Origin of the sequence: Oceanococcus sp. HetDA_MAG_MS8, from assembly GCA_019192445.1 — a bacterium.
GTDB lineage: Bacteria > Pseudomonadota > Gammaproteobacteria > Nevskiales > Oceanococcaceae > MS8.
Map to the genome: position 1 here is coordinate 103,391 of JAHCMK010000004.1, position 23,380 is coordinate 126,770.

The 23,380-nt window shown below is 57.9% G+C and carries 16 protein-coding genes; 4 read left to right on the forward strand and 12 right to left on the reverse strand.

Annotated features, from left to right (window positions below; translation table 11 throughout):
- Positions 1 to 125: 125 nt before the first annotated feature.
- Positions 126 to 1,355, reverse strand: coding sequence for a diguanylate cyclase (locus tag KI787_08870; GenBank protein ID MBV6630062.1), 1,230 nt, complete (start codon positions 1,353 to 1,355; stop codon positions 126 to 128).
- Positions 1,356 to 1,462: 107 nt separating this feature from the next.
- Here KI787_08870 and KI787_08875 point away from each other — a divergent pair, with 107 nt between their 5' ends.
- Positions 1,463 to 2,095, forward strand: a complete 633-nt coding sequence (locus KI787_08875; GenBank protein ID MBV6630063.1) for an NAD(P)H-binding protein — start codon at positions 1,463 to 1,465, stop codon at positions 2,093 to 2,095.
- A 33-nt stretch (positions 2,096 to 2,128) separates the two neighbouring features.
- On the opposite strand, the gene KI787_08880 is transcribed toward KI787_08875, so the two are convergent.
- From KI787_08880 to KI787_08900, 5 genes are all read right to left on the reverse strand, one after another.
- Positions 2,129 to 3,535, reverse strand: a complete 1,407-nt coding sequence (locus KI787_08880) for an FAD-binding oxidoreductase (GenBank protein ID MBV6630064.1) — start codon at positions 3,533 to 3,535, stop codon at positions 2,129 to 2,131.
- A 22-nt stretch (positions 3,536 to 3,557) separates the two neighbouring features.
- On the reverse strand, positions 3,558 to 4,352 hold the full coding sequence (locus KI787_08885) for a DUF1338 domain-containing protein (GenBank protein MBV6630065.1): 795 nt from the start codon (positions 4,350 to 4,352) through the stop codon (positions 3,558 to 3,560).
- 5 nt (positions 4,353 to 4,357) lie between these two features.
- Positions 4,358 to 5,836: a succinylglutamate-semialdehyde dehydrogenase gene (astD, locus tag KI787_08890; GenBank protein ID MBV6630066.1), complete on the reverse strand. Its 1,479-nt coding sequence runs from the start codon at positions 5,834 to 5,836 to the stop codon at positions 4,358 to 4,360.
- A gap of 98 nt (positions 5,837 to 5,934) precedes the next feature.
- Positions 5,935 to 6,954 (reverse strand): arginine N-succinyltransferase, encoded by a 1,020-nt coding sequence (gene astA, locus KI787_08895; GenBank protein ID MBV6630067.1) that lies wholly within the window; start codon positions 6,952 to 6,954, stop codon positions 5,935 to 5,937.
- An 11-nt stretch (positions 6,955 to 6,965) separates the two neighbouring features.
- Entirely contained in the window at positions 6,966 to 8,183 is a 1,218-nt protein-coding gene (locus KI787_08900) for an aspartate aminotransferase family protein (GenBank protein MBV6630068.1), read from the reverse strand.
- A 191-nt stretch (positions 8,184 to 8,374) separates the two neighbouring features.
- Between KI787_08900 and KI787_08905 the strand changes: the two genes are divergently transcribed.
- Positions 8,375 to 8,803, forward strand: coding sequence for an Lrp/AsnC family transcriptional regulator (locus tag KI787_08905; protein ID MBV6630069.1), 429 nt, complete (start codon positions 8,375 to 8,377; stop codon positions 8,801 to 8,803).
- 532 nt (positions 8,804 to 9,335) lie between these two features.
- Here the strand turns inward: KI787_08905 and KI787_08910 are convergent.
- Both KI787_08910 and KI787_08915 read right to left on the reverse strand, forming a co-directional pair.
- Positions 9,336 to 9,746, reverse strand: a complete 411-nt coding sequence (locus KI787_08910) for a SufE family protein (protein ID MBV6630070.1) — start codon at positions 9,744 to 9,746, stop codon at positions 9,336 to 9,338.
- Positions 9,743 to 11,158, reverse strand: coding sequence for a mannose-1-phosphate guanylyltransferase/mannose-6-phosphate isomerase (locus tag KI787_08915; protein MBV6630071.1), 1,416 nt, complete (start codon positions 11,156 to 11,158; stop codon positions 9,743 to 9,745). Before KI787_08915 ends, KI787_08910 begins: the two co-directional genes overlap by 4 nt.
- 240 nt (positions 11,159 to 11,398) lie before the next feature.
- On the opposite strand from KI787_08915, the gene KI787_08920 reads away from it, so the two are divergent.
- A complete protein-coding gene (locus KI787_08920; protein MBV6630072.1) occupies positions 11,399 to 14,338 on the forward strand; it encodes a ribonucleoside-diphosphate reductase subunit alpha in 2,940 nt (979 codons plus the stop codon).
- Positions 14,339 to 14,581: 243 nt separating this feature from the next.
- On the forward strand, positions 14,582 to 15,766 hold the full coding sequence (locus KI787_08925) for a ribonucleotide-diphosphate reductase subunit beta (protein ID MBV6630073.1): 1,185 nt from the start codon (positions 14,582 to 14,584) through the stop codon (positions 15,764 to 15,766).
- 697 nt (positions 15,767 to 16,463) lie between these two features.
- Here the strand turns inward: KI787_08925 and KI787_08930 are convergent.
- The 4 genes from KI787_08930 to KI787_08945 form a co-directional block, all read right to left on the reverse strand.
- Positions 16,464 to 17,630 carry a hypothetical protein gene (locus KI787_08930; GenBank protein MBV6630074.1) on the reverse strand — a complete coding sequence of 389 codons (1,167 nt, stop codon included), beginning with the start codon at positions 17,628 to 17,630 and terminating at the stop codon, positions 16,464 to 16,466.
- An 802-nt stretch (positions 17,631 to 18,432) separates the two neighbouring features.
- Positions 18,433 to 19,452, reverse strand: coding sequence for a hypothetical protein (locus KI787_08935; GenBank protein MBV6630075.1), 1,020 nt, complete (start codon positions 19,450 to 19,452; stop codon positions 18,433 to 18,435).
- 11 nt (positions 19,453 to 19,463) lie between these two features.
- Positions 19,464 to 21,959 carry a DUF1302 family protein gene (locus KI787_08940; GenBank protein MBV6630076.1) on the reverse strand — a complete coding sequence of 832 codons (2,496 nt, stop codon included), beginning with the start codon at positions 21,957 to 21,959 and terminating at the stop codon, positions 19,464 to 19,466.
- Between the two features lie 23 nt (positions 21,960 to 21,982).
- Positions 21,983 to 23,344 carry a DUF1329 domain-containing protein gene (locus KI787_08945; GenBank protein ID MBV6630077.1) on the reverse strand — a complete coding sequence of 454 codons (1,362 nt, stop codon included), beginning with the start codon at positions 23,342 to 23,344 and terminating at the stop codon, positions 21,983 to 21,985.
- Positions 23,345 to 23,380: the final 36 nt, after the last annotated feature.

Genomic DNA, 23,380 nt, shown 5'->3' on the forward strand with positions numbered 1-23,380 from the left:
GTAGCCCGGCGCCTGCCCCACGGCCGCGCCGGGTTTTTTATGCCTGCATCTTCTGGCTACTAAGGTGCTAAGGGCGTCCAATGGACTTATGAAGCAACAGCTAAGACGCTCTAGCGTGCTGACTCTCAGACGCTTTGGCGTCTAAAGGGCGTGACCTTTTCGGTGGGGTCTGGAGGAAGCAGGTCCTCTGCAACGTCAATCCATACGCTATTGCGGTCACAGCGCTTGAGGCGATCTAAGTCCTGACGCACTTGGCTCGATAGACTCGCGGGCTGCTCTTCATGTCGCGGCTGCACTACTCGGCCAGCAATAGACGCGGTGAGTTCACTCGAAATCGGAGAATCAGGATGCTGCAAGTGCAAAGCAGCAATACTGTCGCGGATGTCTCCGGCCAAAGCTTCCAAAGCGGGCCCATTGGCATCGCGCATAATCACGCCAAACCCATCATCGTCCATGCGTGCCAGAAAGCATTCCTGAGTACTGCGCAGGTCTTGAATGGATTGCGCAATCGCGCGCAGCGCACGCTCGGCCGCGTAATGGCCGCAGCTTTCATCAAAACGCTTGAAGTAATCCAGGTCGATGAGCAGCAAGCCAATGGGTCGGCCACGCTGGGTGGCTTTGTCCCACCACCTGGATAAGCGGCGATCGAAGGAGGCTGCGCTGCGCAGGCTGGTCACCCGGTCGATATCGGCCATCTCAGACGCGCTTCCGGCATGCAGGTAGTCCAGCCGACTGACCCGTTCCAACATGAAGCTGCCAACAATCCCGATGGTATTGGCGGCGAACAGGTGCATCAAATGCGCCGCAAACTCAGCCCGAGGCAGTCCTACAACAAGGTCACCAGCAACCGCCGCCAGGGTGACGAGCAAGGCCGTAATCAAACATGCAGGCCAGAGTAAGGCACTGACGAAGTAGGTATAGACGATCAGCAATAACTGCGGGGTATTGGTCATCACAAACCCATCCACCCCGGCTTGGGCGGCCACGCCTGCCAGCATCATCCCGGCGCAGACAATGGCCATACTCATGGCATAGCCCACGCGCCGATAATGACGTGGGTGATAGCTCACCCATAAGGTCAGGAGCGGAATAGGCAGCATGAGCAGCAGCTTCTCCACAAACAATGTGGTGCGCATGCTGTCCGGAGCAGTTAACAAGTCGAGGACCGCGGCCATAGCGACCAAGCCAATCGCCAGCACAATAGCCGCACGAATGCGACCAATGTGTAAATCGGTGTACCGGCGGCGAAACTCGCGCTCGAGTTCAGGGTCGTCGAAGCGCAACCCACGCAGTCCGCGTTGCAGTTGGCGAGTACATGCCGCGCCTTGGGCACCTCGCTCAAAGGCTCTGTCCATGGCGCGCACTGTACGCCTGCTGTGGAGCTTTTGCAGCCAGGTAAGACTATTTTCCGACATCGCGCGGTAACCTCCGCAGGTCTACGCTTTTAGGTTTAGTTGAAGACATGTCAAATAACCGTCTTTACATCGGTGCAACCGGGCTCATTGGGCAATGTTTCCTCGATGAAAATGCGCGTAAGAACAGCAACTTATCCATTCTGGCCCGCAGGCAGCCAGAGTCGCGCCCCAAGTTGGAGCAGTGGCATTGCGCCGCTGATCTGCGCGTCATTGCCGCAGAGGCTTTGGCGGGAATCCACACCGTGTTTTGTTCTCTTGGCACCACGCGCGCAAATGCGGGCTCCAAAGCCGCCTTTGCTGCCATCGATCGCGAGCTCACTTTGGATTTGGCACATGCCGCCAAAGCGGCCGGGGTACAGCATTGGATTCAGGTGTCTGCATTGGGCGCGAATCCGCGCTCTGTGGTGTATTACAACCGCATTAAAGGCGAGGTCGACTCCGCTCTAGCCGGCTTAGGCTTTGAGCGCGTCGATATTCTGCACCCCTCTTTACTGCTAGGCCCGCGCCAGGAACGCCGCCCTGCCGAAGCGCTCAGCCAACGGCTGATGCCCTTGCTCCACCCCCTACTGCAGGGCCCCTTACGCCCCTACAGAGCCACACCAGCCATGGCCGTAGCGCAGAAGATGCTCTCTTTGGAGGGCAGCAGCGAGCCGGGAGTCTTCCATCACGACTTTCGCTAGGCCGCCAAGTTCTCCAAAGGCTAGGGTACTAGCTCAGCCCACGGCCAGCGCTGGCACATCGAATATCTTCCCGGGGTTGAGAATGCCATCGGGGTCGAATACAGCTTTGACTCCCTGCATGAGCTGCACTTCGGCCGCGCTGCGAGTAAAGCCAAGCTGAGCCTTTTTCAGTAGCCCGATGCCATGTTCGGCAGATACGCTGCCCCGGTATTCATGCAGCAATGCCGCCAAACCCTGGGCCAGATTGGTACAGTGTCGGTGGAACTGCTGCGCGGTCCAACTCACAGGCGGCAACACATTAATGTGCAGGTTGCCATCGCCGATATGTCCAAACCACGCTATCTCTAGCTCTGGGGCTTGCTCCCTACAAAAGTCTTGAGCCGCTGTCACAAAGTCCGGCAGCTGCGACACGCAAACACTCACATCGTTCTTATAGGGCTTGAGTGGCGACAAACTCTCGGAGATGTTCTCCCGCAGGCCCCACAAGCGTTTGGCATCGGCGCCAGAACCGGCGATGACGCCATCGACCACGAGGTTTTGCTCCAGAAGCTCCTCAAAGAGAGCCAGCATCAGGGCTTGGTTGTGCTCCGCATGCTCAAACTCCATGAGCAGGTAGTAGGGGCAAGCACTACTAAAAGGCGGCGCGACCCCGCAGTGAGCCTGAACGGCCTGCAGTGAGCGCGCACAGAAGAACTCAAACGCCGTGATGGGTAGTTTGGTGCGCGCAGCGGGCAAGATTCGCGTAGCGGCCTCCAAATCTGGCAAGCCCAAAACGGCCACGCTGGTATCTACCGGCGGGCTTGTCAGGCCTAATGTCACTTCACAGATGATTCCCAGGGTGCCTTCGGAGCCAATCATCAGGTGTCGAAAATCGTAGCCTGCATTGTTTTTGATGAGGCCTTGCTGCAGCTTCAGCACTTCTCCGGCCCCCGTAACTACCGTGAGACCGCGTACCCAATCTCGGAGCATCCCATAGCGAATCACATGAATACCACCGGCGTTGGTGGCCACATTGCCGCCAATTTGGGATGAACCGCTAGAGGCAAAATCCACAGGAAAGTGCAGACCCATCTCCGCAGCCAAACTATGCACCTGGGCCGTGACCATGCCGGCCTGAACACTGAGACTTTGATCCACCACGCTACGCCCCAGGCATTGATTCATGCGTTCCAGGCACAGCAGAACCTCAGCACTGGTGGTTTGGGTTCCACCGCACAAACCCGTTCTCCCACCAGCAGGCACCAAGGCAATGTTGTGCTCCCGTGCCCAGCGCACGACCGCTTGAACTTCAGCCACGCTGGAGGGGCGCACCACCGCCAAGGGCAACTCGGACTGCAGCCGAGAGCGATCCCCAGCGTAGCGACGTCGGTCGTCCTCGGCACGGAGCACAGCATCAGCCGCACCTAGCTGCTGCTGTAGCAGCGTCAGCGGGGTATCCATCTACTCAGGCTCCTTCCAAGGGTCAGCGACGCAGGTCTGTACTTTCAAAGATCTTGTCAGCGCTGGCTTCTACAAAACCTTGGTAGAGCTCTCCATCCGCTTGTGGATAACGGTAAGCAAACTCATAAAAGCACCCCGGAATCACTTTATCGCCGTCAGCAAATGACACCGACACTCGGTCTGCCAAGGTCGATGATTGTTCCAGCATCACCTCGGCCGAGCCCTTAATCTCGCCTCCGGAGGTATTCAGGGTATAGCCCGCCTCCTTGAGCCTAGCGTTCACCTGCGCGACCGAGTCGTAACCCGGAAGCTGATTCACGGCCACCGTGAAATGATTCGCGCGAAAGCCTAAGGCCGCCAACCAAGCCGCATATTCGCTCTCTTGAAGCAACTCTTCATATACCGCAAAAGACAGATCCCAATGGCGGCCAGAGGCCAAAAAAGCCGGACTCTGGGTAGCGTCTACCGGCACCTGGGCGCACAAGGGCGCAACCAACTCCTGCAAGCGTGGGCTGCACTCTTCGAGTAACAGCTCGCTGATGAAGATTTTGGGCACCTCTGGATCGGGGTGGATGTAGTACCGGGCGCGTAGCTTTTTGGCAGCGAATCGATAATGGTCGCCAATGACAAAACCCATGTGTGTGAACAGTGGATCCAAGGCCTCTAAGCCCAACTCTGGCGTATTGAAGGTCCGCAAGGCGATGTGGTCATTCACAATGGGATGGCCCTGGCCGAGTAGCGCGTGTATGGGCTGGGCGCTGGGGGCGAAACTGAGGTAGTCCGCCCATAGCCGGGCAAAAAAATCTTGCTGCTGCATGACGCTTATTCCTCCACAGTCCAAGGCAAACCGGCGACGGGACTGGCCGGCAACGAGGCTTGCGACAGTTCAACGGAGGCCACGGGATAAGCACAGTAATCGGCCGCATACCAAGCGCTGGGCCGCAAATTACCGGAGTCACCAATACCGCCAAATGGGGCCGAACCACTGGCCCCTGTGGTGGGGCCGTTCCAATTGATAATCCCAGCGCGCATGCGCTCCCATGCATAGCGATAGCGGGACTCATCATCACCGATGAAGCCTGCAGCCAGCCCATAGCGGGTGGCATTCGCTCCCTGAATCGCCGCATCCAGATCGGTGTAGCGAATCACCTGCAATAAAGGGCCAAAATATTCATCGTCTGGCAGTTTGTCGCTGATCGCACTCACATCCACAATGCCTGGCGATACAAAAGCGGCGTTGTCGGCTTGGGCCTGCATGCTCAGCAGGGTGCTTGCGCCTAACTCCTGCAGGCGGCTTTGCGCGGCGACCAGCGCCTGCCCCGCAGCGGCTGAGATCACCGGCCCCATGAAGGGCTGAGGCTCAGCGTCCCAGGCCCCTTGCTGAATGTGCGCCGTTTTGTCGATGAGGTCTGCCAGCAGGGCATCACCAGCAGCTCCTTGCGGCAAAAACAGCCGCCGCGCACAGGTACAGCGTTGTCCACTGGTAATAAACGCGGACTGGATAATGGAGTGCACAGCAGCCGAAGTGTCGGCCACCTCATCGACGATTAAGGGATTATTGCCCCCCATTTCCAATGCCAACAACTTGCCTGTTTGCCCCGCAAACTGTTCATGAAGCAGTCGGCCGGTGCGCGAACTTCCTGTGAATAGCAGGCCGTCGATCTGCGCGTGACCGGCCAAGGCCTTTCCAGTTTCAGCCCCGCCCTGGACGAGGTTCAGTACGCCTGCAGGTAAGCCCACCTCTTCCCAAATGCGCAGCATGGCGGCACCGACTGCGGGTGTGAGGTCGCTGGGTTTGAAGACCACGGTATTGCCGGCCAACAAGGCGGGAACAATGTGACCATTGGGAAGGTGACCCGGGAAGTTATACGGACCGAATACGGCCAGCACACCATGCGGGCGATGGCGCAGTACAGCTTGGCCGGCCCCCATGGCTTGAGCACGCTCCCCCGCGCGTTCAGCCTGGGCTTTGTGCGACAAGCCCACCTTGCCCACCATGGCCGCGGCTTCAGTCCGCGCCTCCCACAATGGTTTACCCACCTCCGCGGCGATGAGCTGCGCGAGGTCTTCCTGATGGCGCTGAAGCGCCGTCGCAAAGGCATCTACCAAAGCCTGGCGCTGCTCTAGGGGGCGCCGCCCCCAGTCTGGCGCAGCTTGGCGCGCGGCAAGAACTGCGGCGTCGACCTGCTCGGGCCCTGCAGCACGACCGGTCCAGAGTACGCGGCCATGGGCGGGGTCTGTGGATTGCTGCTCAGCGCCAGTCCCGGCATGCCATTGGCCGGACCAATAGTGCGTAGTCATTCAGGTTCTCCTAAGTATGAATAAGCGTCTGGCTGTGCAACTTCGGCCGACGCAGTGCGCGGCCGCATGTGAACCGCTGCTGTGTTGTGGGAGGCAGGCTAAATACGGAGTGCGCGCACCGCATCGCCGGAGCCTAGTTCCAGTGCCCGCAAAACTTCTGGATCAACGGTGAGCGTGTCTGTGTCGGGGTTGACCCGCGCAGGCGCCAGCGTGGCGCGAAAATCGGCAACGGCCGTATTGGCAATGAGCATCATAGGGGCACCAGCCAAGCCGTTACCCGCGGCGATGATGTAGCGCTCTGAATGGCGCACGCTGCGAATATCTTTACGGTAAGCCTCCACCGAAGGCCCGGCATCGAAGATGTCCACATAACCGCGGAAGGTGAAGCCTTCTTTTTCTAGCAAACGGCGGGCAGGACGGGTTTCCAGGTGAACCTCGCTGATCACATCTTGCGCTGCTTGGTCGAGCAAGCTCACGTACACCGGATAATGCGGCATCAACTCAGCGATGAAGGATTTTTGTCCCATGCCAACCCGGTGAATGGCATCGGCAAGATCCATGCTGAAAAAGTGCTTCTGCAGCCAAGTCCAAAATGGAGACCGCCCCTGAGCATCACTGACGCCACGTAGCTCGGCGATGACACGATCAGCAAAGCGCTGTGGGTGCTCGGCCATAAACAGCATGCGGCAGCGCGACAGCAAATGCCCGTTTTGCCGCGCACGAGCCGCCGGCGTTAAAAACAAGGTGCATAGTTCTGACACGCCGGTGTAGTCGTTACACAGCGTCAGCACATCCTGGGTGTTGTAAATGCCCAGCTCTCGCGAGTGATGCACGACCTTACTCAGGTGATAGTGGTAGAAGGCATCCTGCAGGCCCACTCGGGCTTCGATACCCGTGGTGCCCACTACGGCCCCGGAGTCGATGTCTTCCATCACGAAGAGGTATCCAGCCGCCCCAGTATGGTCCTCGCTGGTGTTCACCGCTGCCACAGCCCGTTCAATACGGTCGCTGAGTTGCCCCTCGTCCTTGGGTAACGAAGTAAACCCATGCCCGGACTCTTCCGCAAAGTGCAGTAGAGCCGGGTAATCCGGTGCGGCAATTGGGCGGATGCGCATCATCATGATGGGCCTCAGGCGCTTGCGCGCTGCTCCAGCCAATGAGCCACAGCCTTATCTAGTCGCTGCATTCCTTCGGCGATGTCCTCAGGAGTAATGTTCAGCGCCGGTGCCATCCGCACCACATTCGGCCCGGCAACCAAGGCCATCACACCATGGGCAACCCCTGCGTTGAGGACATCACGGGCGCAGCCCTGATACTCCTCGGCCATCACGGCGCCCAGCAGCAAGCCTTTGCCGCGCACTTCGGCGAAAACGCCGTGGCGGCTCTTGATGCCCTCGAGATGCTCGCGGAACAGCTGCTCACGTTCTTTAACGCCGGCCAGGAAGGCCGGCTGATTCACTTCATCCAGCACCGCTTGAGCCACGGCGCAGCCCAGTGGGTTGCCGCCATAGGTGCTGCCATGGGTACCTACCTTGAGGTGCTCCATGATCTCGGCCGTGCTCAGCATTGCCCCAATGGGGAAGCCTCCGCCCAAGGCTTTAGCGGTGGTGAGAATGTCGGGTGTCACTCCGTATTCCTGGTAGGCATACAAAGAACCCACGCGCCCGACACCAGACTGCACCTCGTCGCAGATCATCAGCGCCTGATGCTTATCACACAGGGCACGCACGCCTGCCAGGAAATCGGGGTCGGCCGGAATCACACCGCCCTCCCCTTGCAAGGGTTCTAGCATCACCGCACAGGTACGCTCGGAAATCAGCGCTTCCAGCGCGGCCAGATCGTTGTAGGGCACGTGGTCAATAGCGCCGGGTTTGGGGCCGAAGCCCTCGGCATAGGCCGGCTGCCCACCGACGGTGACGGTAAAGAAGGTACGGCCGTGAAAGGCCTGCTTGAAGGCAATAATCTGGTCTTTGTCTTCACCGAATTTGTCATAAGCCCAGCGCCGCGCCAGTTTCAACGCCGCTTCATTGGCTTCAGCCCCCGAATTACAGAAAAACACCTTGTCGGCAAAAGTGGCCTCGCAGAGGGTTTGCGCCAACTTCAGTGCGGGCTCATTGGTGTAAACATTGCTGAGATGCCAAAGCTTGCGGCCCTGCTCTTCCAAGGCGGCCACTAACTTGGGATGGGCATGCCCCAAACAGTTCACCGCGATGCCACCGGCAAAATCGATGAAATCGCGGCCTTCTTGATCCCACAGTCGCGCACCTTTACCACGCACCGGAATGACCGCGGCGGGGTTGTAATTCGGAGCCATTACGGCATCAAAAGTGGTGCGGTCCACGGTCATCAAATTTTCTCCAAGAATGACGGCAACTAAGGGGTCGCGCGAATAAAAGGGCTGAGCATCACCCACACAACTTTTGTTACATGTGGTTTTAGCAAGCTCTCCAGTTTAAGCAGCGACGGTGTCGATTCCTAGTGAAAACTTTGGTCGATTGCGCTGCTCTATACTGCAATTTGACGAAACTCTTATACATTTTGATGAAAGAGCTGGATCGGCAGCTACTCGCAGCGCTCAGACACAACGCCCGCATGAGCACCTCCGCCTTAGCAAGAACCCTGGGAGTGTCGCGCTCAACCGTGCAAAGCCGTATTCAGAAATTGGAGTCGGAGGGTGTCATTCAGGGCTACTCGGTGGTCCTAGGCGATCGCTATTTGGAGGGGCGCATGCGGGCCCATGTGCTCATTACTGTGGAGCAGCGATTAACGCCCCGTCTCAATCGCCTGCTGGAGGGCATTCCAGAAATCGTAGCCCTGCATGCCATCAGCGGGGAGTTTGACCTGATCGTAGAAGTCGAAGCAGACGGGCCGCCCGCGTTGAATCAGGTGCTAGACCGAGTCAGTGCCCTGGAGGGTATTTTGCGCACCCAAACTTCGGTGATTCTGGAAACGCGATTGTCGCGTTGAACACCCAGTGTCCCGACTGCGCTCACGATGAAGGAGTCGCCTCCTATGCAATCGGAAAGACGATTCCAGGCCATTGCGGCCCCGAGACATACCAAACTAAGGATGTCGCACCGGCCACGTCAGTGCAGCAGATACCAGAGGGGGACCAAGCAGGCTGTGGAGGCATGCTCGGTCTGTGGTCGATGATGGCCGTTGTGGGGGCGTGAAATCTCACTGTAAGAGTCGCGACGGCCGCGTCAATTCAGAAGAGGCAGGCGTGGGACCATGCAAGCTGTGGAGGCCCGTCTCTAAAGGCAGTCACTGACCTTCGCTGTGGGGGCGTACCGTCTCACACGTCGCCGCCTATTCCGCCCGGACTGCGGGGCTTTCAGAGTCGGCATCCTGCCTCCACTGAAAGTGGCGGACCTCCTGTCCGCCACCCCTGCGGGGCCTGATCCTGCGCCCGGACGGGGCGGCTCCTACAGTGAGACGGCACGCCCCCACACCGACGACCGCAGCGGCACTTCCGACCAAACCGCCCGCAGGAATACGCTCAATCCGCCAGCGATTCTGCCGCCAGTTGGCGGACCCGCAGCACCATGGAGGACAGGCCATTACGGCGGTTCACACTTACGTGCCGGGCTAGGTCCAGAGCATCCATTTCGGCCGCTATATCGAGCTGGGCAACCTCAGCCGGAGTTTTATCGGCAATGATGAGGAGCAGCACCGCGATTAAGCCCTTGACGATCAAAGCGTCGGAATCCGCGCGGACATGCAAACGGCCCTGCTCGTCGACTTCAGCCACCATCCAGACCTGGCTCATGCAGCCCTTCACGATATTGTCTTCGACCTGCAGCTCGGCAGGCAGCCCAGGCATTTTTTTGCCCAGGTCAATAATGATGGCGTAACGCTCTTCCCAATCGCCCGCCAGCTCAAAAGCGGCTTTGAGATCATCTAAGGTCATTGTTTACGTCCATAGTCATCTTCAAAGCGCACGATATCGTCCTCACCTAAATAACTGCCGGTTTGCACCTCGATCAGCTCCAAAGGAATGGTGCCGGGGTTTTCTAGGCGGTGCGTGGTGCCCAGCGGGATGTAGGTGGATTGGTCTTCGGTGAGCAAAAAGGTCTTATCGCCACAGCTCACTTTGGCAGTGCCCTTGACCACGATCCAATGCTCCGCGCGGTGATGATGCATCTGCAGGCTCAGTTTCTGCCCTGGCTTGACCACAATGCGCTTTACCTGGTGGCGCGGTCCCGCATCCACACCCTCATAGGACCCCCAGGGGCGGAACACTTGGGGATGGTGTACGGCTTCATTACGCCCCTGCGCATCTAAGCCCTTGGCAACGGTTTTGACCTCTTGGAGGCGATCTGCACGGCTAACCAGCACCGCGTCATCGGTTTCCACCACCACCAGATCATCCAAACCCACCGCGGCCACCAAACGCGAGCGGGCCAGCACCGAGGTATTCCTGCAATCCTGCATATGCACATCGCCGCGCTGCACATTGCCTTCGGCATCCGGGCTGCCGAGCTCACGCAGGTAGTTGAAGGACCCCACATCGTTCCAGCCACAATCCAAGGGCAGCACCACGGCTTTGTCGGTTTTCTCCATCACGGCATAGTCAATAGAGTCTTCCGGACAGGCCGCGAAGGCTTGGGCATCTACGCGAACAAACAGACCGTCCTGCGTTTCTCCGGCCAAAGCCTCTTCGCAGGCACGCACGATGTCTGGCGCGAACTGGCGCATCTCGCTGAGCAACGTGTCTGCGGTAAACACAAAAACCCCCGCATTCCAGGTGTAGCCCCCATCTTGCAAGTAGCTCTGGGCGGTGGCCAGATCGGGTTTCTCCACAAAGCGCGCAATGTCGAAGGCCCCATCCGGCCGCTGCGCGCCAGCCTGGATGTAGCCATAGCCGGTCTCAGGGCGATCGGGCTGAATGCCAAAGGTAACCAAAGCGCCGGCCTGAGCCAGGGGCATGGCGCTGCGCACCGCCGCTTTAAAAGCCTCCTGATCACGGACCACGTGGTCCGCAGGACTGACCAGCAAAATGGTATCGGGCCCAGTGGTTGCGGCGGCGTGTAAGGCCGCTAAGGTCACGGCTGGCGCGGTATTCCGCGCACAGGGCTCAAGGAGCACGGGTGCTGCATGGGCGTCTTGGCGATCTAAATGCTCGCGCACAATGAAGCGATGCGCTTCACCACCCACCGCCAGCAACTGCTGATCAGCGCAGATGCCGCGCATGCGCTGCACCGTGTTTTCCAGCAAGCTGGCCTCGTTATCCAAAGCTAAAAATTGCTTGGGAAAATCTCGCCGCGACAGCGGCCAAAGCCGTGTTCCGGAGCCACCGGTCAGCAACACACAAGTCAGCATAAAAAAATATTTTTTTTGGTGAAGCGCGGAGCATAGCAAGGCGGGCTCGCAAGGCCCTGCTTCTGGCGGATTTTTGGCGCTTATCCACAGCTTTTTCGCAGACTATGCATAGTGTGTCCCACCCCTTATGAACACAAGATGGTGGGTTGACAGCGCATCCCGAACACAAGATATTGTGCACCCGTGCCGAATAAAGCACGGTCGAGACACTTGCCGCTTCACTCTTGCGAGAACAAAACCATGGATGCCACCACCGAAGCTCCTGCTGCTCCTGCCGGTCGTCTACCGCAGTCGAGCGCAAAGCCCGCCAACACCGAAGTCAACGCCACTGCTCCTGGCACCTATAAGGTGATTCGCCGAAATGGCAAAGTCACACCTTATGACCCCAGCAAGATCAAGGTCGCATTGACCAAGGCCTTTCTGGCTGTAGAAGGTGGTCAAGCAGCGGAATCCAAGCGGGTTCACGACACGGTGGCGCAGCTCACCGAACAAGTCAGCCAAGGGGTGACCCGGAACCTGCCCGGCGGTGGCACCGTTCACATTGAAGACATCCAAGACCAAGTCGAACTGGCGCTGATGCGCTCTGGTGAACACAAGGTGGCACGCTCCTATGTGTTGTACCGCGACCAACAGGCGCAAAAGCGGGCTGCGAAGCAGGCCGAGTCGGCCGCCGTACAAGAAGCCCCGCAGCTCCATGTTCGGGGTGCAGACGGCAGTCTGCAGCCGCTGGATGCCAGCCGAATCCATCAGCTTGCTGTTGAAGCCTGTGAAGGCATTGCCGATGTAGACCCCGAAAAGGTCACACAGGACATCCTGCGTAATCTGTATGACGAAATCTCGGAAGCCGACCTCGCTCAGGCGCCCACCCTGGCAGCGCGTGCGCTGATTGAAACCGAGGCCAACTACTCGCTGGTGGCGGCCCGCTTGCTGATGGACAAGCTGCGCCATGAAGCGCTGACCAAGTTGGGTATGTCGACCCTGTACGCCACGCACAGCGAAATGCGTGAGCTGTACCCCAGCTACTTCCGTAGCTACGTGAAGCAGGCTGTGGAATGGGAACTCTTAGACGACACCCTGCTGCAGTACGACTTGGAGCGTTTGGGCCAAGCCCTGTTGCCGGATCGGGACAACCAGTTCAACTTCCTGGGTCTGCAAACCCTCTACGACCGTTACTTCATCCATCACGACGGCGACCGCTTCGAGCTGCCGCAGGCCTTCTTTATGCGGGTAGCTATGGGACTCGCCATCAATGAAGTCGATCGTGAAGAGCGCGCCATCGAGTTCTACACCCTGCTGTCGTCCTTCGACTTCATGTCGTCCACGCCGACCCTATTCAACTCGGCCACCCTGCGTCCGCAGCTCTCCAGCTGCTACTTGACCACGGTGCCTGACGACCTCACCGGCATTTTCGGCGCCATTCACGACAACGCCATGCTGTCCAAATTCGCCGGCGGTCTGGGCAACGACTGGACCCCGGTTCGCGGCATGGGCGCCTACATCAAAGGCACCAACGGCAAGAGCCAAGGCGTGGTGCCCTTCTTAAAAGTGGCCAACGACACCGCCGTCGCGGTCAACCAGGGCGGCAAGCGTAAGGGCGCCGTCTGCGCCTACCTCGAAACTTGGCACCGCGACATTGAAGAGTTCGTGGAGCTGCGCAAGAACACCGGCGATGAGCGCCGCCGCACCCACGACATGAACACCGCCAACTGGGTGCCGGATCTGTTTATGAAGCGGGTGCTGGAAGAAGGTCAGTGGACCCTGTTCTCACCCGACGAAGTGCCGGACCTTCACGACCTCACCGGCCGCGCCTTTGAAGAGCGCTATGTGCAGTACGAAGACAAGGCTGACCGCGGCGAAATTCGTAACTACAAGCGCATTCCGGCCGTGCAGCTGTGGCGCAAAATGTTGGGCCAGCTCTTCGAAACCGGCCACCCTTGGGTAACCTTCAAAGATCCCTGCAACCTGCGCAGTCCGCAACAGCATGTGGGCGTGGTGCACTCCTCCAACCTGTGCACCGAGATCACACTGAACACCTCGCCTGGCAAGGAAATCGCCGTGTGCAACCTGGGCTCGGTGAACCTGGCCCAGCATGTGGTCAAGCGCGAAGACGGCACGGTGGAGCTGGACCGCGAGAAACTGCAGAAGACCGTGCGCACCGCCATGCGCATGCTGGACAACGTCATCGAGTACAACTACTACTCGGTCGGTACCGCGCGCGATTCCAACCTGCGTCACCGTCCAGTCGGCTTGGGCCTGATGGGCTTCCAAGATGCCTTGTACAAGCTAGGCCTGCCTTATGAGTCGGACGATGCGGTGCAGTTTGCCGATGAGTCCATGGAACTCATCAGCTACTACGCTATTGACGCTTCCAGCGAATTAGCTGCCGAGCGTGGCAGCTATAAGAGCTACCCGGGCAGCCTATGGAGCCAAGGCATTCTGCCCATCGACAGTATCGAAAAGCTGGCAGAAAACCGTGGCGAAGGCCAACTCGATCAAGATCGCAGCCAGCGTCTGGATTGGGACAGCCTGCGTGAGAAGGTCAAGACCGTGGGCATGCGCAACTCCAATTGCATGGCCATTGCGCCTACGGCCACCATCGCGAACATCACCGGCGTCTCGCAATCCATCGAGCCCACCTACCAGAACCTTTACGTGAAATCGAACCTTTCCGGCGAGTTCACAGTGGCCAACCCCTACCTGGTGCAAGAGCTCAAAGCGCGCGACCTCTGGGATGAAGTGATGGTGCACGACCTCAAGTTCTACGACGGCTCGGTGCAACAAATTGACCGCGTACCGGACGACGTCAAAGCCCTGTTTAAGTGCGCCTTTGAAATCGATGCCAGCTGGCTGGTCAAAGCGGGTAGCCGCCGGCAAAAGTGGCTGGACCAAGCTCAAAGCCTCAACCTGTACATGCGTGAACCCTCGGGCCGCAAACTGGACGAGCTGTACAAGCTAGCATGGAAGAGTGGCCTGAAAACCACGTACTACCTGCGCACTATGGGTGCAACGCACAGTGAGAAAACCACCATTGAAGATAGCCGCCTGAACAAAGTGGCCGGTGGTAATGCCGGAAACAACCCAGTCGCCTCTTCCGCACCTAGCCCCACACCCACGGCCAGCCCAGAACCCGCACCTCAAGCCTGCTCCATCCTCGACCCGGATTGTGAGGCATGCCAGTAAGCGATTCGCCACGGTGCTTTGTTGAAACAGAGGGCCACCGGCCCTCAGTTTCAACAAATGGGTGCGGGCCAATCGCTGGCGAAGCGATAACGCTCATGACCCTGCCTCACCCGATAGTGCACCACGCATCGCAATGACAACGAGAACCGCCATCGAACGGTCGACCGCTGCCAACACAGCCATAACGCCCTTCCGAACCGCTTTCACTGATTGATTCAAAAACATCTCACCAGAGGAACCACGATGCTCAACTGGGACGACACACCAAACACCACCGACGCCCAACCTGCTGCCAAGCCGCAGGCGCAGCCCATGCCCAGCACGGCCGGCATGGTCGGCAACGTCGATCACCCACCCACAGACCCTGCTGCCGTCGGCGCAACGGGCCTGGAGTCTGTAGAAATGGGTGCCTCGCGCATTCAGGTCGACGATAAAAAAATCATCAACTGCAAGGCCGACCTGAACCAGCTTGTGCCCTTCAAGTACAAGTGGGCCTGGGAGAAGTACATCGACGGATGTGCCAACCACTGGATGCCCAACGAAATCTCTATGGCCGCCGACCTGGCCATGTGGCAAGACCCCAACGGCCTCACCGATGATGAGCGCCTGATCATCAAACGTTCGCTGGGCTTTTTCGCCTCGGCCGACTCGCTGGTGGCCAACAACCTGGTGCTGGCCGTGTACCGCCACATCACCAACCCCGAGTGCCGTCAGTACCTGCTGCGCCAGGCTTTTGAAGAAGCCCTGCACACCCATGCCTACCAGTACTGCGTGGAGTCGCTGGGTCTGGATGAAGCGGAAGTGTTCAACATGTACCGCGAAATCCCCTCCATCCACGACAAGGCCGCCTGGGCTCTGCCCTACACGCAGTCGCTGGCTGACCCCAACTTCCACACCGGCACCCCCGAAGACAACCAGCGCCTGCTGCGTGACATGATTGCCTTCTACGTGGTGTTTGAAGGCATCTTCTTCTACGTGGGCTTTGTGCAGCTGCTGTCCTTCGGTCGCCGCAACAAAATGATGGGTGTCTCCGAGCAGATCCAGTACATCATGCGCGACGAGTCCATGCACATGAACTTCGGTATCGACGTGATCAACCAGATCAAGGTCGAAAACCCCGATGTGTGGACCGAGGAGTTCAAGGCCGAAGTATCGAACATGCTGCGCGAAGCTACCGAGCTGGAAATTCGCTACGCCCACGACACCATGCCCCGCGGCGTGCTCGGCCTGAACGCCAACATGTTCAACGAGTACATGAAGTTCATCTGCAACCGCCGCTGTCAGCAGATCGGGATTGATGCGCTCTACCCCGGAGCCACCAACCCCTTCCCCTGGATGAGCGAAATGATGGACCTGAAGAAGGAGAAAAACTTCTTCGAAACCCGCGTCACCGAATACCAAACCGGTGGGGCCTTGAGCTGGGATTAAAAATCCTTTCCGTAGGGATCGAGGTACAGCTGGATTTTGATGACCTAAAACTGGACTGAAATTGACTAACTCTGGATTTGCCAATCAGCCGCTTCTATTGCTGGATTTGCCACAGCAAACATCAGCAAGACGCGAGAAGCTATTTCTGGATTTGCCAACAGCCTTTAAATCCAACGCTTAGGAGAAGAATTTTTTGGATACGAGACTTAACGAGTGCCAAAACCGGAACGCTTCCTAAGAACGGTTTTCTGTAAAGGGGCAGAACCGCTGTCCAAAACGACAGAATTTTGTCCTGCTTGTGTGGATACCTGCAATCACTGACCCAATACAGGCAACAAGTGACCCCGAGAAGCGTTCTCATTTGGAATCTTGTAACTGATTGAAAACTGGTGTGTGGGGGTAGAAATACCCCCCACTTCACCTTCAGTAACCTCGCTGCCCTTACGGGGCAGTCTCCTGGCTCGCTGTTTAGCGATAAAGCGAGCCACCGGATGTCACCCCGTCCGGTGGCTTTTTTGTTGTCTAAAGCCCTACCGATACGGCTACGGATTGGGCGCTTCAGACCCACGCTGTGCTTGGCTATTCAGAAACAGAAGTCGAGAGCTGATTTCTTTCGTGGATTAGGGGGTGAACCTTACCGCTCCCGGCCGACATCAGACCACCTTACCGTCGCCGCATTACCCACCCCGGCCTTTTCTCAGGGGGATTCGACTTCGCGTGCAAGGTCGAGCATGCGTGCGTATTTGAAACGCGCATCGATCAGGTAGCTGTTCAACTGATCACGCCGCTTTTTGCGCTGCTCTTCGAATATCAGTACGAGTTGCTTCTGGACCCGCAAGCGGAGCGCTCTGCGCTGCCGCAGCATGTCAGGGTGCATCTCAGCCTCCACAATGGGTTGTTCCAGTGCGAAATACATGGAGAGAAGCAGATGAGGCTCAGCATCGAGCAACCACAACTGAAGCCATTGTGGATGACCGACATCATCAAGCAGCAAGGTAGTCGCTGTAACGGACAGCTGCTTCAACTGCCCCTCCACGATCTGTATGCAACGACTCAGAAGCGCCTTTGCGACTCCGAGCTCGCCCTTAGCAGCCGCCGAGTCAGCAAGCGCGATCGCGGCTTCAACACTGGGGAGATCGCTCAGATCGCTTCGCAATAACCGAAGCCAGTAGTCCGAAGCTGTCGACGCTCGGTAGTCATCAGCTTGCTCGGCTCGGCGACGAAACCTGGTGGAGCGAAGACACACGGCCGCATCACCCATAGCTTCACGATACTCATCGCAGCTTATCTCGCCGTGCTGAAACAGGGCCTTCAGCACCGCCGATGATTGCTCAACTGGACGTTCGCTGGTGGGCTCGGCCACGCGACGCTGCGCTTTTCCCCGTTCTGATAACCATGACCACCCGATCCCGAGCAAAGCCTGCGAGGTATAGGGCCCATCCGTTGCCACGCGACCGAAAATCGGCGTGGCCGTTGCAGCCGAGTTCGCATTCAGGAATTGCCACCCCAGCACCAAGTTCGCCTTGTCGACCAGCGCCTGAATCTGAAGATCGTTGCTTTTTGTTTGTCCAATTCGGTCGAGCACCGCCCATGCGCGCTGTGGCTCCCCACTGGCCATGAGGGCTGTCGCCAGGTTGTACCGCATATACATTGCAGAGCGCAATATCTTGACTGAACTGCTGCTTGCGCCTCCCAGGTGCGGGCCTTCCAGCAGTAGTGCTGCGGCCTCTGGATAACGTGAGAGCGCCAACAGTGCCATCGACTTCAGGTGCCGATATTGCATCTCTTCAATGGGTCGAGAGGGTGATATCGACAGTTCCGATACTCCCCTGTAATCACCGACCCGAAACTGCAATGCCGCCAACCGCAAACGCGCCGTGACCAAATCCTGCGTGATTCCGCTGAGAGATTCCCAGTGATCAATTGCCCGCTGAGCTGTACGCCCCCAACCATGAGTGATGGCGCAGGCTGCCAGCACTCGCATCTCCTCAACTGTGTAATCCGTCACCTCGACTGTCCTGAGAAGAGCGAACAACGCGCTGACGATTTCCGAGCTCTTTTCCTGTTGGAAGCAAGACTCTCTAATTACCCGCCACACCGGCCGTTGCAGACGCTGTACCCGGTCTGGAATTTCCCCAGGGTCGACTCCGGGCAGCCAATCCACCGCAGCTCGCCACCACGAAGCCTCCATGCGCAGCGGCCATTGGGATATCTCGACCCATTCTCGAAAAAGACCACGCTGAAAGGAAATTGCAATCTCACGGGTGGTGGGCGCAACCTCAGTCTTTAACAAGGGCGAGCCCAGCCCGTCTATGGCACTAACTAGCAACGCAGGTTGAACCCCTGCCGGTGATTCGAGACGAACGCTGCAGCTATGGCCCAGAGGTGCGAATTGACCTACTTGCTGAGGTTTCGAAGCACCGAGCAGTTCCGCGCGGTATGCCGAGCAAGGCTTGTCTGCATCAGGAAGAACGAATATTTGCAATCCGTCGGCGTGTGAGTCCAGGGTCGCCCCTGGCTCTTTGATCAAATTGACCTGGTGCTGCTCCCAGTCCCAATACAACTGATGTGTATTCTCGGAGATTGGTCGCTGCCCGAGGCACGGTGCCATGAAAGCTCCGAGCGCAACGGCAGTGACCCGTCGTTTCCAGGCCATCACACGCCGACTATCCGCCGTCCGCCAACCGCGCAGTGATCGTCGCTTCTGAGCTGGTACGCACCACGCCGACATCCGTTGCTAACAGAAAGTGATCCCCAACGGTCAAAACATCATTGAACGAACCGGTGTTTTCCCCGTCGAATTCATGAGCAAGTGCCAACGGCTGAACCTCACCAGACGCCTGCATCAGCAGCAGCTTTCGGTTGAGTGTCGTAACCAGAAACTGCTCCGCGGTCAGTGGCGCCACGGAAGTCAGCCCGAGAACCGTACCGGTTTCCAGTTGTTCCCAGTTTCCGGATCCAAGGTCGCGGGTCAGAAATGCGTTACCACGCATGCCGACGATAAGCGCGCCGTCCTCGCCGTATTGGGCCACGGAATAGAAGGACCCGTCGTAGGGTGAATCGAGCTGCTGCCACTGCTGACCATCATCGCTGCTTGCGATGAAGCCCATCTCACCGACAAGCGACCAGCGTCCCGTGTCGAATTGGTCAATGGAATATAAATGCACGGCGGCATCGGTCACAGCGGGAGCATCGACAGTCGTCCAGCTATCCCCACCGTCCCGCGTTTGCAGAAAAGTACCGAAAGCACCGACAGCGAAACCCTCTTCGACCGAAATGAATTTCACATCCAGCAGTGGGCCCGCACCATTTGGCTCGAAGCGTTGCAGCTGCCAATCCTGTCCGCCATTCTCGCTTCGCAGAATGACGCCGTCATGGCCGACGACCCAGCCATGTTGCTCATCCACGAAATGGACCGCCGTCAGCAGCGAATCAACAGGAACAATCACTTGCTGCCAGGCGGCTCCATCGTTGGAGCGCAGAACATGCCCGCGTTCGCCAACCGCAACAAATCCGGCACCGACTCTCTCGATATCCAGGATCAACCCGTCTGCCGCCAATGGATAGGGTTTCGACGCTTGCGGCTGGGTGTCATTCTCATCCGCAATGGCAATACCACTGAACGCCATTGCGAGAATCAGGGCCAGAGCACTCGGGCACAAGGGACGAACGCTTTGCATTTTCATAGTCGCCATGCCTAGAACTGATACTTCAGGAAGAAGCCAAGGTTGTCGCGGTCCGCGTAGTTGTTATCACGCCCTGCCCCGGTAAACATGTTGTACGCCAGCGTGAAGGAATAACCACGCTCATGCTGGACTTCCAGTAGCAAGTTGAGCTGTTTCCGGCCCTCGACAAAGTTGGCCGCCGGCCCCGGAGCATTGCCGTGGATGTCGTGCTGCCAGATAAACAGAGGCTGGACACTGATCCCCGGCAAGACCGATTCGTAACGAATCCGACCGACCACCCGGTAACCCCAGGAGAAGGCATCAGCAAATGCACTACGACGTTCCTGAAACGGATTAAAGCGCAATCCATCGGGGCCGACTGTGCAGGTTGGATTGCTTGAGCAGGCCAACTGTGAACCATCCGCACCGCTGCCGTCGGCACCTGCACTGGCGTGCGTTGTAGCCGTGTAGGGCCCTTCAATCTGCAGCTCATGGAAATCGGGCATGTTCAGCACATGGGTGGCCGCAAGCTCGTACAGCAGAATGACCTGGTCGGCGAAAATCCAGTTTTCCGAGGCCCCCAGAACCCGAGTGGCCCCCAGGTTGTACTGATTCACCTGACCGTCAATCCAGCCCTGGATATAGCTGTTCGGCGCAGTTTCCCCGATCGTGCCATGCCGGTAAGGCTCGATAAAACTCGGGAATGACCGGGCCGAACCCGGTAGCGAGCCCACGATCAGATTGATCGTATCGGTGTATGGATTCTCACCCCTCGCATCAACGAAGTCATTGCTGCCATAGGTCACGATGTTTCCTGATTCGTCATACCCGCGACTCGCCTGAGAACCGGCACAACCAATGCTCTGGTCATGGCAGCGAGTGAGGGTTGGCCCCAGCGCCGCAAAGGCCAGGTCGGCAATCGCCACCTGCAGCGGCAAATTGGGTCGGTACGCGACCTCACCTTGGAAGGAGTATTCCCCGAAGGTGGTATTAAAGCTCACCCCGTACATCTGAATGTCTTCCGGGTACTGCAACTGAACCTTGATCGAGTCCAGTGCCAGGGTGTCGTTGAGCGGCTCGTTGGGGTTGCCCACTAGCAGATTGGTCAGACCGGTCAGCGCCGTGACCGGGTTGGTTGCGCCGAAGTCCGTAAGCAATACTCCCGGGTTCGTCACTGCCAGCTGGGCGACCTCCAGAGCCAGAGCGGTCTGTGCTTGCAGCGAACTGGTCAGCGGCAGATTCGGGCATGCCTGCAAAAACTCAAAGGTGTTCGTTGCATCAATTCCTGCGGTATTGCCTTCGCGACGCGCACAGCTGGCGTCAGCTGCATAGAAACTCGCATACGGCAATTTGGAATGATAGTTCATGAAGTACAGACCAAACTCCGTACCGTTATTCAGGTCATAGAAGTAACGCTTCAATGCGACACCAAACTGGCCACTGTCTCTGGCTCGTCTTTCTGGCAGCAGTTCACCCGTTGGAGACAAGGGCGTAATCAAAGCCAATGGGTTGTCCACGAAGGACGCGACGCCATCCGGGTCTTCATGGCCACTGAATGTCAGGTTGACGTTGTCGCGCAGGTTGTCACTACCCACATCAATGAACGACATAAAGGAGCCCGGCGTGGGTATCTCGATGGGCTCCCATTCGTACTGGTAGTACACCTCAAGATCGATGTCCCAGAATGCCTGGGTACTTGCCCGGATCATTCCGACAGGCAGGAAAAGCTCTTCCAGCAAGCCGAAGCCAAGGCGATACAGGCTGTTGGCATTCACGGGCTGGGCCTGATTCACGCTGTTAACGACGGCCACTGTGCTCTGCCCCCAGTTAACCGTTTGCCGTCCCACCCGGAAAATGAGGTCACGGTCACCAAAAAATGGTGTCGTCCCGTAGAAATTGAAGTCCAGCAGGTCATACCGCAACCCCGCCTGTTCGGCTGTCCGATGATCGCGATCTTCCCGAACAACCTCACCGGGACCATAGACCTGATCAAAATAGCGGTTTGAGGTCTGCGTGTTCCCTGTCGTGCCAGTGCGGTCGACATTCTCTGCCGTGACCCGGTTTGGGTGAAACTCCTCGAAGTCGTAGTTGACGTAGTCGTATATCCCGATTCCGCGTGCGAAGAAGCCGAAGTTTCCCCATTCAATCGTGATGTCGTTGTTGATCTTCAACGGGGCCTGGGTGATGTCGCCGCGGTCGTAGTTCAGGTTGCCGTCATCCAGGTTGACGGAGGCGACACCTGGCGCACGCGCCAACTGCTGAGCCGGGTGAATCTGCTCGCGGTGCACGCCCTGACAGTACTGGTATGGGCCAGAACACAGATCAGGGTCCAGGTTGAGCTTGCCCACGAGAAAGTCCTTGCGGTTCTCGATTCGCCAGCTGTACCCGAAGGTCCCGGTGTTATTAAGCACCCCGGAGAAGTTCTCACCGAAGGCCGAAAAATCAAACTGAATCGCCTGAGCCCCGAAACTGAGGGCAACCAGGGTCACTCCGGACGCAGCCCGGCTTAGCAAGTTGGTAGCACGCATTTGTCTGTCTCCCAGAAGCTCGGTTACTTCGATGCCTGCTTCTGAACAGTGTTTGGTTCAAAGTGGCGATCGGAGAAACTCACGGTCTGGTCGTAAGGCCGCCCTTCATTCTGCATGGCAGTCGCAAAGTAACGCCCGCTATTCAGGTGGTAGATGATTTCGGGCTGCGTGCTCGTGGCCTGGATATTGGTGTTGTCCATCAGATGTCCTTCCTGGAACTGCATCAGCTTGCCTTCGTGGTCGTAGGCGTCAATGGCGACGACATTCCAGGAATCTTCATCCAGGTAAATGGTTCGCTTGCTGAAGGTATGACGGTTATCCGGTTTGTTATTGGCTTCGACAACCCACACGCGACGCAACTCGTAACGCGGCAAATCCTGGTTCACATGATTCGGCGAGGCAATTTCGTCATAGGTCGTCGGCGGCGTGCCGATCTTGTAAGAGTTGGCCGGGATATACATTTCCCGCTTTCCAATCATCTTCCAGCTGAAACGCTCCAGGACGCCGTTGTACATGTCCACCTGGTCATAGAACTGGTGGCCGTCGGTGCCCTCGTAGGGGTTGTCACAACAGACCGCTGGGGCGCGACGAATCCGCTTCAGCGCCGGGGCATACAGCCAGGCCGAACGACCTTCCGGTCCGAATCCAGCTTTCTCGTGAACCAGAATAAAGGTTCCGGCGATGCGCGGCGGAGCAACGGTCTCCGACAGGTAACGCAGGAAATCCACACCCGGTTTCAGCTCGGGTGGGTTTTCCTCTTCAATATTTGCGTAGTAGAACTTTACGTCCTCGATGATCTTGGTCACCTTGAAGCTGCCGTCCTGCTGCACGATCATCTGGTCGTTTGGCCGGATCAGCGCATTACCACGCCATTTGGTCCGGTGATTCCAGATCGGCTCCGCGCCGGATTTCGGAATCGGGAACGGAAAACCCACGTAAGCCCCGCGTGGATTGTCGACCCCTTCGAGCTCGGCACGCGTGGCGTTCTTGATAGTTTCATCAAGAATCTTCTGCGGAAAGTTGGTCTTGCGTACGGATGGATACACGTTCATCTTGTAGCTGTCCGGAAACCGGCGCATCAACTCTTTGTGTCCCTCGGTCAACTTGGCCGCATAGTCATCGACGTTTTTGGCACTGATGGTGAATATGGGCTGCTGGGCTTCCAGCTCCGGGTCACCCGGAAATGCGTTGAGCTCTCCAGATTGTGGTGCCGGCGTCCACGCAGGGATCGTCCCCTCGGCATTCCCTGCACGTTCCGCCCCCACGGGGGTCAGTTCGTTGCCCAGTTTCGCAGCCTCTTCTGCTGGTACTTTTCCAATACCGGCTTGCGGCAGCATCATGCCGGCCATCAAACCCATTGCAACAAGTAAACGTTCGGTATTCATGGATATCTCCCCTGTCATGAATAAAAATCAAATGCC